Origin of the sequence: Streptococcus plurextorum DSM 22810 (genome assembly GCF_000423745.1) — a bacterium.
Classification (GTDB): domain Bacteria; phylum Bacillota; class Bacilli; order Lactobacillales; family Streptococcaceae; genus Streptococcus; species Streptococcus plurextorum.
Genome location: NZ_AUIO01000009.1, coordinates 11,826 through 23,735 on the forward strand (window position 1 = coordinate 11,826; position 11,910 = coordinate 23,735).

The window sequence follows — 11,910 nt, forward strand, 5'->3', positions numbered from 1 at the left end:
AGAGTACTACACCCCTGTGAGAGTTGGTAGAGGAACTTTCTACTTTTTCCACTGACTGCCTACTCCTAGAGGACCGACTCTTTTTCAGGCAGATGTCCAAACCCTTTTTCCATCTATAAAAGTAGCCATAAGCTCTAGTTTTTTATCTAGAACAATAAAATCAGCTGCATGACCTTCTTTTAGTTGTCCACAGACATGATCTATATTGACAGATTTTGCAGGAACAAAGCTTGCCATTTTAATAGCCTCTTCTGGACTAGCAAGTCCCCAATCCACCACGTTTTTTAGCCCGTCCTTAAGTTTCAAAATCGACCCTGCTAGACTGCCGTTAGACTTGAGTCTTGCTGTGCCATTTTCCACAGTAACTGGAAATTCCCCTAACATGTAGTCCCCATCAGAACACCCGCCTGCCCGCATACAGTCCGTAATCAAAGCAACATGGTCAATTCCTTTTTGCCTCATCAGAATATCCCCCGCCTCTGGAACAGAATGATGCCCATCACAAATCCATTCGGCATAGGTATTTGGAAGATGATATGCTGCGCCCACCATACCTAGCTCTCTATGAGTCAAACCACGCATACCATTGTACACATGGACCCAAACGGATGCACCCGCAGCAACTGCTTCCTTGGCTTGAGCATAGGTAGCGTTAGAATGCCCCAAGGCTGTTGTTACCCCGCGCGCGGTCATCCCTTCAATGAAGTCCTTTACCCCGTCACGCTCTGGAGCTAGAGCGATTTTATTGATTAGTCCCTTGGCAGCATCTTGCCAACTATCAAACTCCTCTAAACTAGGATTTTTCATATAAGCTGGATTTTGAGCGCCTTTATATTCCTCAGTAAAATATGGCCCTTCAAAGTAAATGCCTCTAATTTTAGCACCTTTTTCTTGACCAGCTACTTGAGCAATGGCTGTCGCTGCTGCTTTCAATCGATCAAAAGAAGACGTCAAGGTCGTTGGCAAAAACGAAGTCACTCCTGTCGATAATAATTCCCAACTCATTTTTAAAATGCCTTCTGGATCAGCATCCATAACGTCCACTCCGGCAAAGCCATGGATATGTGTATCGACTAAACCAGGAGCAATCTGATACCCTGAGTAATCAAGCACTTCTTCTCCTTCTGGCAAATCGCTTCGCCATTGACCAAAACAGCCATCGATAAGCTCCAGGTAACCTCCAGACTTTGTTCCATCTGTAAAGTAAAAAGTATCTGCTTTTAGGTACGTCCTCATAACAACCTCCTTGTTTTATCTATATTAACATTATAAACCTTTGCTGGTAAATGTAAATACAAAAAGCGGTGAATCCCGCTTTTAGATTTGATTTTCAAGAATTTTATGCGCAAGGTTGACAGCGTGGTCGGTCATTCGTGTGTAATGAGATAGAATATCCACAAACGTCATGCCAGCCTGAGCAGTACAGACACCTTCATTCAAACGATGCACATGGTTTTTACGAATCTGTCTCTCCAAGGATTGGATATGACGGTGACGTTCAACTAAAGTGCTTGCCATAACTTTATCTCTCTTTTCAACAGCATGAATTGTATCTGTAATCAAATGGTAAGTAAGGTCATACATTTGCTTAACTTCTTGAACGGCTGTTTCTGAAAAGACTGTTTCTTTGTCGTGAAGATTACTAATTAAGGAAACCAAATTTTCCGAGTGATCTCCAATACGTTCCAAGTCACGTGTTGCATCTAAGATGCCTGCCAAAACTTCATTCTCCGAAGGATTTAAGGCTTCATTAGAAATAGCGATAAGATAGGTGGTTAATTCCTCATCAATGCTATTAACAGCCTTCTCATAAGCATGCACTTGACCAGCGTATTTCTCATCGGCATACGCCCAATAGTGATAAGAAGCTTCTAGCGCCTGTATGGCATAAGAAGCTAAATGCAACAATTCTTTCTTGGCATTTCCAAGTGCAATAGCTGGCGCTTGCGTTACCAGAATACGATCTAAATAGAGAGAGCCATAGGTCGTCACTGCTTCATCTTGACCTGGAATCAATTTTGTCACTAAAAAGGCCAGCAAACTGATAAACGGCAACAATATAATAGTATTTGTAATATTGAAGGCACCATGAGCAAAAGCCACTGCCATCTCAGGAGTTAGCGATAGTTGTTCCTGCAAAAAACTAATAAAGGCTGTAAAAGGACTCAGGAAGACCATAAAGATGACCGTCCCAATAACATTAAAGAGGACATGTGCCCAGGCCACCCGCTTAGCAGCAACATTAGTGCCTATAGAGGCTAAGACCGCTGTAATACACGTGCCAATATTTGACCCTAAAAGAATTGGAATAGCCCCCTGCAAATCCAGCAAATCACTCCCGTGAAGACCTTGAACAATGCCGATAATGGCTGACGATGCTTGGACCATACAAGTCAGAACAGTTCCTATCAACACCCCCATCAAAGGTTTATCCCCTAAGGTAGCCAGATAATCCCGAAAAGCAGCCACTGATTTAAGAGGTTCTACAGCATCCCCCATAAGATTTAAGGAAAAAAAGATACCTCCAACCCCAAAAATCACACGCCCAATATTATTTAATTGTCGATTTGAGGTGAAAAATAGCAGAGCTGCTCCTAAGGCAATCATTGGCAGAGCGTAATCTCCTAATTTGAAACCAATCATAAAAGACGTAATGGTCGTGCCAATATTAGCTCCCATCACTATACCGATAGCCTGTCTCAGATTTAGCAAACCTGCGGATACCAAACCTACGGTTATCACGGTTACTCCTGACGATGACTGGATCAAGGCAGACATGGCGAGCCCCACGATAATCCCCAAAAAAGGATTGCTGGTATACTTGTCAATATAATACCGTAGCCTATCTCCTGCAGCTTGTTGAAGGCCATCCCCCATGTACTTGATACTAAAGAGGAATAAGCCCAACCCACCAATAAAATTAAAAACAATATCTTGCCAATTTAATGCCATTATTGTTCTCCATTGTAACCAAATACTTCCCTTTTATTTTAGCCCTTTTCCCCTTTCGATACAAGAGGTTTTCCATAATTTATGAACGAAAAAAGAGCCTTACGGCTCTTGTTATTAACGTCTGTACTGATGCAGAACTCGGGTAATCTTTTCTTGTAACGTTGCCAACTCCTCTACTCGTGGCAAATAAACAATACGGAAATGATCAGGCTCTTTCCAGTTAAATCCTTTACCTGGTACTAACATCACCTTCTCTTGTTTCAAGAGTTGGAGGCAGAATTCTTCATCGTCATCTATCTGGTACATGTCCCGATCGATTTTAGGGAAAATGTAGAGACCTGCTTCAGGTTTTACCGCTGATAATCCCGGAATGTCATTGACGGCTTTTGTGATAAATTCACGTTGTTCATAGATGCGTCCGCCAGGAACTAAGAGCTCGTCAATGGATTGGTAACCACCTAAGGATGTCTGCACCACATGTTGAGCTAGGACGTTTGAACACAATCGCATATTGGCAAGCATATTGAGCCCTTCAATATACCCCTTAGCATGGCGCTTAGGCCCTGACAAGACCATCCAACCTACACGGAAACCACAGATACGATGGGATTTTGACAATCCGTTCATAGAGACACAAAAAACATCTGGGGCCAGACTAGCAATGGCAATATGTTCTTTCCCATCCATGACCATACGATCATAAATCTCATCTGCAAAAATAATCAAATGATGTTGTCTCGCAATTTCGACAATCTCTTCTAATAGTTCTCTTGGATAGAGGGCTCCTGTCGGGTTGTTCGGGTTGATGACTACGATAGCCTTTGTATTAGCTGTTATTTTTGACTTGATGTCCTCAATATCAGGGTACCAGTTAGCTGATTCATCACAAAGGTAATGCACCGCATTTCCTCCCGCTAAGCTGACACAGGCCGTCCAAAGCGGGTAATCTGGCATAGGAACTAAGACTTCATCGTTAGTATCAAGGAGGGCCTGCATCGAGATAGAGATCATTTCTGAAACACCATTTCCGATATAAATATCATCGATATCGACACCTTTGATGCCCTTAGTTTGACAATATTGCATCACTGCCTTACGAGCTGAAAAAATCCCTTTGCTATTTGAGTAACCTTCGCTCTTACGAACATTATGAATCAAATCGCGGATAACTTCATCTGGTGCAGTAAAGCCAAATTCTGCAGGATTTCCAGTGTTTAGGCGCAAGATTTTTTCACCATTAGCAATCATGCGCTCTGCTTCATCCAGAATCGGTCCTCGAATGTCATAAGCCACGTGGTCTAACTTTGAAGATTTGTTAAAAGTTTTCATGATCAGATACCTGAGTAAACTACTCAACCTTTCTGTACTGTTCTATATTATAACGTAAAATTGGACAAATGAAAAGAAAGAGAAGTTAACGCTCCTCCTTCTTGACTTGCTTCATCTTTGCTTTTTGAATCTGCCTGTCTAGCTCTCGTTTGATGGCAGGTTCTGGAGCAAAGCGTTCTTCCCAATCATCTGGCTTGAGAATTTTATGGCTGATTGGATCAAAATGCGCTTTCCCATCAGGGAAAATTTTTCCCATATTGGCCTCATGTACAGTGTCAAAGAAGGGTTTTGGGTCAACTCCCATCAAGACAAAAGAGCCGTAAGTCAAATACAGTAAGTCTGTCAGAGCATCCACCTGCCCAACCAATGCATTCCCCATCTCGCCTTGTTTATTTGTCATTTTTAAAGCAGCCTTGTCAACAGCTTCATGCAATCTCTCAATAGCCGTTTGAAAATCCTGCACATCACCTTGACTTGTCGCGTAGAGAAATTCAACAATTTCTTCCACCTTAAAATCAGAACGGTGACAGGCTTCATCAAGGGGATAAATCCGTGGCATTTCGCAGGTCTCGCCATCCATCAGTTGATGGAAATCCTTTACTCGGTTAAAGTTATCGTCACGACTACCAAAGACTTTTTCTTGCTCAACGTGAATCAGCCCAAAATGCGCAAGTGCCTTTGCGATACCGTCCTTGTTGTTGGTTTCAGTGATGTAATGAGCGGTCTTTTTCAGGTCATCACTAGCATTTCCCATAGCAACAGCTACTCCGACACCTGAAAGCATTTCCTTATCGTTTTCAGAATCGCCAAAAGCCATGACCTCAGACAACTCAAAGCCAAAAACTTGACCCAAACGCTCAATCCCTTTTAATTTTGACTGATTAAGCGAGATGACATCCGCAGAATAAGGACTACTTCTCGTCACACTAGCATAGGGAAATTCTTGCCTCAGCAATTCGGTTTTCGTTGTGATAAGCACAATTTGATAAACTGGCTGACGCATCATGGTCATTAAATGCCTGCTATTTTGTGGTTTGATGCGACGCACCAAATGTTTAAAGCTACGCTCCACAGATTTTGCCCATTTTCTTGGCACCAGTCGGCTAACAACCTGACCGATGGGGCTCGTTCCCATACTGATAATATTTGACCCCAAAAGCCCATCAGCTGTCCCTAAAGAAATCTCCATGCGACTTTGGGAGGCAAACTTAATTGCCTTATAAATTAAGGATTTGGGCAACTGATTCTGGTAGATGATTTTGTCCCTTGTGATGATATACTGACCATTGTAGGTGACTGCAAAATCCAAGCCTAGATTTTCCATAAAAGGAGCAACAAACCCTGGCCCACGGCCAGTTGCTAAACCAACTAGGATCCCTTGCTTTTTCATCTCAGCGATAGCTTTTTGAGTGGAACGTTGCACTTTCTTCATATCATTTAAAAGGGTGCCATCAATATCAAAAAAAACAGCCTTAATTGCCATGACATGCTCCTTTCTAAAAAAGTACGAATACCAGCATCCGTGTAAATTTATGTTACAATGATTATATCACAGTTTGAAAAGGAAGTTTAGCTCCAATGCCTAAAAAAATCCTTGTCCTGCATACTGGCGGGACCATTTCCATGACGTCAGATGATGTCGGAAAAGTCTCTACTTCTGCTAGAAACCCTATGGTCGAAGTAGGGCTCAATCTCCCCGACTTGGAGATTGAAGTTCTTGACTTTTTTAACCTCCCAAGTCCCCACATTAAACCCAAACACATGCTTGAGCTCTACCATAAGATTCGTGAAGCTTCCCATCGGTTCGATGGTATTGTCATCACACACGGCACGGATACTCTGGAGGAGACCGCTTATTTTTTGGACACCATGGCTGTGCCACAGATCCCAATTGTTATCACAGGAGCCATGCGTTCGTCTAACGAACTAGGTAGCGATGGCATCTACAACTACCTCTCTGCCCTGCGTGTCGCTAGTCATGATAAGGCAGCCGATAAAGGGGTTTTGGTGGTAATGAACGATGAAATACATGCCGCCAAATACGTGACCAAAACTCATACTACAAATGTTTCCACCTTTCAAACCCCCACTCACGGACCTCTCGGTATTGTCATGAAAAATGACCTGCTCTTTTTCAAAACAGCAGAGCCTCGCGTACGATTTGACCTAGAAAAGGTATCAGGAACAATCCCAATCATAAAGGCTTATGCAGGAATGGGAGACGGCTCAATCATTAGCTTGCTCAATCCTGATAATGTGCAAGGCGTTGTGATTGAAGCTTTAGGAGCAGGAAACATTCCTCCTAGCGCAGCCTTAGAACTTAAACAACTTATCCACCAAGGGGTCCCAGTCGTTCTGGTCTCTCGTTGTTTCAATGGTATCGCAGAACCTGTTTATGCTTATGACGGAGGAGGAATGGCTCTTCAGGAAATGGGAGTTATGTTTGTCAAAGAACTCAATGCCCAAAAAGCTAGGCTAAAACTCCTGATTTCCCTTAATGCCGGACTCAGCGGGTCAGAACTGGTCGAGTATATTGAAGGGTGAGCCGGGAAGGACTAAAATTTCTCACTACGATTTCCATTTGAGTAATTAAAAATAGCTTAGAAGTAACGTTTCTGATGACGTCATTCTAAGCTATTTTCTACTTTTTAAGACTTTTTGTTCGGCATCATTACGGCAATTGATTGCCTGCGCTGCGGTAAATTTCATACCATTCTGGACGTGTGAGTTGAACATCTGCTGCGCGTGAAATCTTGCGAATCCGCTCAGGGGTCATTGAACCCACAATAGCTTGCATCTTGGCCGGATGCCGTAGTATCCATGCAATAATAATGGCTTCATCCGACACACCATACTGATCAGCATAGTTGCGAATAGTGGTGTTTAAGGCCGTGTAGTCTGGATGATCCGCAAAAAGTCCTTTTCCTAAATCTATTTGGAAAGGCGACCAAGCCTGAATGGTCACTTGATGAAGTCGACAATAATCAATAATCCCACTATCACGATTTGTGGCAGCCTCATTTTTCATATTGACATTGACACCAAAATCAAACATGGGAGTATGAGCAGGAGATAATTGAAGCTGATTGACAGCCAAAGGCTCCTCCAGATAATGCTGTAAGAGTTCCATTTGATAGCGATTTTGATTGCTGACCCCAAAGTGTTTGACTTTTCCTTGTCTTTTGAGTTTTGAAAAAGCTTCCGCGACTTCTTCAGGCTCTACCAGAATATCAGGACGATGTAAGACCAGAAAATCTAAATAGTCGGTCCCCAGTCTCTTTAAAATCCCATCAACAGAAGCTAAAATATGCTCCTTAGAAAAATCAAAATAGCCTTTTTGAATACCACACTTGGATTGTAGAATAAGTTGGTCCCGTGCAATCCCTAGATTTTTCACCGCATCGCGAAAACGCTCCTCCGATTGACCACCTCCATAAATATCAGCGTGGTCAATAAAGTTAATGCCTTCTTCAAGACTAGTAGCGATAACTGCTTCTGCTGCTTTAGTATCTAAGGCAGCCATTCGCATACAGCCCAGCGAAATCCTAGACCCTTCTACACCTGTTTGTCCGATTAACTGTTTCATCATGTTTCTCCTATGCTCTAGTAAGCTTATTATAGCACAAAATGACGGACACAGAAGCCTTAATCCACGCACCCGTGTAGAAGATACAATAAACACTCTATTGTCGTGACTACTAGACATGTCAATTAAATCTTGTCAAGGATGGTTATTCTAAAACTCACCTTTACATGTCATCGAAACAAAGGCAATCACTACTCGTCAATCTTATAATCAGGAACTTCCACTTTATCAACTTCTTGATATGGTGCTAATGTCGATATCATTAAAATCGGCTCATCGTAAGGATTAGCCACATAATGCACTTCACCCGGCTCAATATGAATAAATTGACCTTCACTGAGCGTATGCTTTGTTCCATCAACATAAATGTCAATTTTTCCTTCTAAAATATAGAAGTTTTCTTCCATAACATTATGATAGTGAGCAGGGAAGTCCTCCTTAGGATTAAAACGAACAAGCGCAAAATTTGACCGTGGTCCCTTCATCAAATATTTAGGACCACTGTCTCCAAAACGATATGCCTCATCTTTTTCATTTACAATATACATGATATTCCTCTTTCTATTTAGCCCCAGCTGCTTTCCACATGTAATGGGTAAGCCCTCTATCTGACAACTCTAACTGTGCTTGATAGATGGTTTTCCATTGCTCATAGATGTCTAAATACTGCTTGTGTTTTTCTAAATCCGGCTCATAGACGCTGTCAATTTCAACATGTTGAATGGCTTCATCAAGAGAAGCATAAACACCACTACCAACTCCAGCCAAGAAGGCAGCCCCTAGAGCCGTGGCTTCTTTTTCTTTTGGCGTAATCAATCTTACCCCAAGAATGTCTGCAATAATTTGGCTCCAAAGCTTGCTATAAGCAGAGCCTCCTGCAAAATAAATTTCCTCTGGTTTATTCCCAGTAATTTCTTGAACCATTTTAAGGTGACCTAGGGTAATCAAACCTGCATTTTCCATGATGGCACGGTAGAAAGTATACTTGTTAAACCGCTCCGGATCAATCGTAAAGTTGGTAAAGGTCGGTGAGGCGTGTTTCAAGTTTCTAAAGTTCATGACATCTGCAAAGGTTGCAATTAAACCATAAGAGCCTACCGGGATATCTTTTGCTTTATCATCCATCAAAGCATATACCGAAGTTCCTAGGCTTTTGGCGAGCTCTTTATCCAAATCTAAAAACGCGTCTCTAAACCATCTCATCACAAGCCCTGCACTCCAAGCAATGGCTTCCTGTTGCCAGATATTCTTAACGGCATGGCAATTGACACGAATACGCCCTTGAGCATCTACTAGGGGAGCATCTGTATTGTATTCATACTGCCAAAAACTACCACCAAAAAGTGCTGCTTGATTATGTTTGATAGAGCCTAATCCAATACAACCCAATTGCGAATCCCCGCCTCCACAAACAACTATAGTTGACGTGGATAATCCAGTCTCTCTAGCCACTTCGTCAGTAACATGACCAACAGGCTCCCCACTCTCAAAAACTGGAGGAAAAATATCAGATTTCAGACCGCATTTTTCAGCCACTTCAGGAAGCCACTTTCTTTCCTTGAGATTGAACAAACCGCTCGTCGAGGCATTGCTAGGTTCAGAAACAATTTTACCAGTTAGCTTGGTAATAATCCAATCATTAATCATGTTGATATACCTGGTTTTTGCATAAATGTCAGGCTCATGATTTTTTACCCAGAGCAATCGTGGCAAGGCACTTAAAGCAAAGGTCTGACCGGTTTCTAGATAAATAGCCATTTCCAAATCAGGATCACTGGTTTTTAAAAAAGTTGCTTCATCAACAGCCCTAGCATCCACATTTGAAAAACCAATCAGTTCTTTGTGGTTGTCGTCGTATAGGATAAAACCCTCTCTCATAGAATCAGAAGATATGCCTCGAATAGCATCAGGGGCAATCCCTGATTTATCCAGCAGACTTCTGATACAACTTTTAATCGTCTCCCAACCTGATTCAAAATCAAATCCAATACTTCCTGGATACCTAGAGTCTGTCGGATGTTCCCACTCAACTTGCTCAATCGCTACCTGTTGTCCTGATTTATCAAATAAGATAGCCCGAAAACTGCCTGTCCCTCCATCTAAAGCTAATAGATAGTCCTTTTTACTCATAATCTACTCCTTCTAAAAGCGCCTCTGCCGTATCTTCATCGGTAATAAGGACATTAACAAGACCAATCGTCAACGCTGTATGAATCGCTTTTCGCTTAGAGATTCCTCCAGCAGCGGCAATAATATTATCCTTCTTCTTGACATCATCAAGGTTCATGCTAATGATTCTATTTTCGATGTCGTCATCAACCAGATTCCCTTTCTCATCAATAAAGTGCATCAACACATCTCCAACAGCACCTCTGCTTTTCAACCCTTCAAATTCTTCTGGTGTCAAAATTCCCTCACTCAATACGGTGGAGTTGTCAGACATGCCTCCGATGCCTGTCACGACAACTTTTGTATCTTGTGCTTGCTTCATGACATCCCTGACAGCTTTTTCATAAATGAAAGCTTCCGCAATTTCTTTTTTGCTGACTATGAGCGGTGCTGGGATTAAAAAAGGGTTTAACTCAAACAAACCTGTACCTACTTGCCTCAAATAAGGCATGACCCCTCCTGTCATCGAAACAATCGAATACTTTTTATTTGATATTTTGGCTAAATTTTTCAATATCGAACCTATGGTTACCCCGTAACCAATGCCTATCGAAGCCCCATCAGGTAAAAAATCATTGAGATACATGGCTGTCGCTTGACCTAAGTTTTCAGCTAAATTTTCTTTGGCATTCCAAGGCACCACTAAAACATCACGTAAGCCATACTTTGTCATCAAAGCCTGCTCTAAATGATTTTTATGCCTAAAGTAGGTCGAGAAATGAAAACGAACGACTTTTCGCTTTCTTGCTTCTTCTAATAGCTTGATGACTTTAATACGTGTCAATGACAGTTGCTCTGCAATTTCCTTTTGAGTCAACTCATCTATGTAATAAAGCCAAGCCACTTTGTAAAGTAAGGCTTCTCGGTAATCTGCTTCATGTTTTGAGAAAGCCATTTTACTCCCTCCCATCTTCATACACTTTACTCAAAAGAAAGCAGGGAAATAATACCTTATTTCCCCGAATCTTACTATCCTTAACAATAGATTGCTTAGCGATTGATTAAATCTGTGTAGTATTCGAAGGCTTCTTTGTCCGTATATTTTTCATGAACAATTTTAGCAATACTTTTTGCCATTTCTGTTGGATGCTGGCTCTGGAAGATATTTCGACCCATATCAAGACCTTTAGCACCACCACTCATAGACTTATAGGCAAGTGTCATCGCATCTTTTTCAGATAACTTCTTACCACCAGCAACAACAATCGGAACTGGGCAAGATGCCACTACTTCTTCAAAATTATCACAGTAGTAAGATTTAACCAAGTTAGCTCCCAACTCCGCCACAATACGTGTCGCCAGTTTGAAGAAGCGGTCTGTTCTTTCCATATCCTTACCAACAGCTACAACTCCCATTGTTGGGATGCTATAACGGTTACCAATATTGACAGCTTTAGATAAATTCTCCAAACTTGACAATTGCCCATCAGCACCGATAAAAGTTTGTACTGCTAAACAGTCTGCATTGAGTCGAATCGACTCCTCAATATCAACCGCTAGTATCTCATGACTGAGATCGTCATTTAGCATGCTTGAACCAGAAGTTACTCGCAAAGCCGTCCCTTTACCCCAACTAGGGTCTACACTTGTCCTAATAGCGCCGCGTGTCCCCATTAAGCAATCCACTTCTGGAGCAATTTTTGGAAGAATGAGATCCAACCGCTCTAGTCCAGATGTCGAGCCCATGAAATAGCCATGGTCAAAAGCAAACATGACTGTATTCCCACTTTTTGGGTTGAAAATATTAGACAAACGTTTTTTCATGCCATAATCAAGATTATGGGCACCCTTAACATAGAATTGTTCTAATGTTTTTACTGGTGTGTCAATGTGATAATTTTTTGCAACTTTTACTCCGTCTAAATCTGCCATAT

10 protein-coding genes are annotated in these 11,910 nt (G+C 41.8%); 1 reads left to right on the top strand and 9 read right to left on the bottom strand.

The annotated features are described in order from the left end of the window. Positions 1-84: 84 nt before the first annotated feature. The 4 genes from nagA to G575_RS0107250 all read right to left on the bottom strand — a co-directional run bounded on the left by nagA (position 85) and on the right by G575_RS0107250 (position 5,764). Positions 85-1,236, bottom strand: a complete 1,152-nt coding sequence (gene nagA / locus G575_RS0107235) for an N-acetylglucosamine-6-phosphate deacetylase (protein WP_027972147.1) — start codon at positions 1,234-1,236, stop codon at positions 85-87. Between the two features lie 81 nt (positions 1,237-1,317). Further along, on the bottom strand, positions 1,318-2,952 hold the full coding sequence (locus G575_RS0107240; protein WP_027972148.1) for a Na/Pi cotransporter family protein: 1,635 nt from the start codon (positions 2,950-2,952) through the stop codon (positions 1,318-1,320). 114 nt (positions 2,953-3,066) lie between these two features. Continuing rightward, positions 3,067-4,281 (bottom strand): pyridoxal phosphate-dependent aminotransferase, encoded by a 1,215-nt coding sequence (locus tag G575_RS0107245; RefSeq protein ID WP_027972149.1) that lies wholly within the window; start codon positions 4,279-4,281, stop codon positions 3,067-3,069. An 85-nt stretch (positions 4,282-4,366) separates the two neighbouring features. Then, on the bottom strand, positions 4,367-5,764 hold the full coding sequence (locus G575_RS0107250) for a Cof-type HAD-IIB family hydrolase (RefSeq protein WP_027972150.1): 1,398 nt from the start codon (positions 5,762-5,764) through the stop codon (positions 4,367-4,369). Positions 5,765-5,859: 95 nt separating this feature from the next. On the opposite strand from G575_RS0107250, the gene G575_RS0107255 reads away from it, so the two are divergent. Next, positions 5,860-6,825, top strand: coding sequence for an asparaginase (locus G575_RS0107255; protein ID WP_027972151.1), 966 nt, complete (start codon positions 5,860-5,862; stop codon positions 6,823-6,825). A 127-nt stretch (positions 6,826-6,952) separates the two neighbouring features. Here the strand turns inward: G575_RS0107255 and G575_RS0107260 are convergent, their stop codons facing one another. The 5 genes from G575_RS0107260 to lsrF form a co-directional block, all read right to left on the bottom strand. Beyond that, the gene (locus G575_RS0107260; RefSeq protein ID WP_027972152.1) at positions 6,953-7,867 is read right to left on the bottom strand and encodes an aldo/keto reductase; all 915 of its coding nucleotides are present in this window, start codon (positions 7,865-7,867) and stop codon (positions 6,953-6,955) included. Positions 7,868-8,058: 191 nt separating this feature from the next. After that, entirely contained in the window at positions 8,059-8,415 is a 357-nt protein-coding gene (locus G575_RS0107265; RefSeq protein ID WP_027972153.1) for a cupin domain-containing protein, read from the bottom strand. A 13-nt stretch (positions 8,416-8,428) separates the two neighbouring features. Beyond that, a complete protein-coding gene (gene lsrK / locus G575_RS0107270; protein ID WP_027972154.1) occupies positions 8,429-9,997 on the bottom strand; it encodes an autoinducer-2 kinase in 1,569 nt (522 codons plus the stop codon). Then, a complete protein-coding gene (locus G575_RS0107275) occupies positions 9,990-10,931 on the bottom strand; it encodes a sugar-binding transcriptional regulator (protein ID WP_027972155.1) in 942 nt (313 codons plus the stop codon). Before G575_RS0107275 ends, lsrK begins: the two co-directional genes overlap by 8 nt. A gap of 95 nt (positions 10,932-11,026) precedes the next feature. Then, complete coding sequence (gene lsrF / locus G575_RS0107280) at positions 11,027-11,908, bottom strand: 3-hydroxy-5-phosphonooxypentane-2,4-dione thiolase (protein WP_027972156.1); 882 nt, start codon at positions 11,906-11,908, stop codon at positions 11,027-11,029. Positions 11,909-11,910 lie beyond the last annotated feature (2 nt).

Coding starts and splice junctions, on each gene's coding strand:
- G575_RS0107265 (WP_027972153.1), bottom strand. CDS start 8,415: ATGTATATTGTAAATGAAAAAGATGAGGCATATCGTTTTGGAGACAGT.
- nagA (WP_027972147.1), bottom strand. CDS start 1,236: ATGAGGACGTACCTAAAAGCAGATACTTTTTACTTTACAGATGGAACA.
- G575_RS0107240 (WP_027972148.1), bottom strand. CDS start 2,952: ATGGCATTAAATTGGCAAGATATTGTTTTTAATTTTATTGGTGGGTTG.
- lsrK (WP_027972154.1), bottom strand. CDS start 9,997: ATGAGTAAAAAGGACTATCTATTAGCTTTAGATGGAGGGACAGGCAGT.
- G575_RS0107255 (WP_027972151.1), top strand. CDS start 5,860: ATGCCTAAAAAAATCCTTGTCCTGCATACTGGCGGGACCATTTCCATG.
- G575_RS0107260 (WP_027972152.1), bottom strand. CDS start 7,867: ATGAAACAGTTAATCGGACAAACAGGTGTAGAAGGGTCTAGGATTTCG.
- G575_RS0107275 (WP_027972155.1), bottom strand. CDS start 10,931: ATGGCTTTCTCAAAACATGAAGCAGATTACCGAGAAGCCTTACTTTAC.
- G575_RS0107245 (WP_027972149.1), bottom strand. CDS start 4,281: ATGAAAACTTTTAACAAATCTTCAAAGTTAGACCACGTGGCTTATGAC.
- G575_RS0107250 (WP_027972150.1), bottom strand. CDS start 5,764: ATGGCAATTAAGGCTGTTTTTTTTGATATTGATGGCACCCTTTTAAAT.
- lsrF (WP_027972156.1), bottom strand. CDS start 11,908: ATGGCAGATTTAGACGGAGTAAAAGTTGCAAAAAATTATCACATTGAC.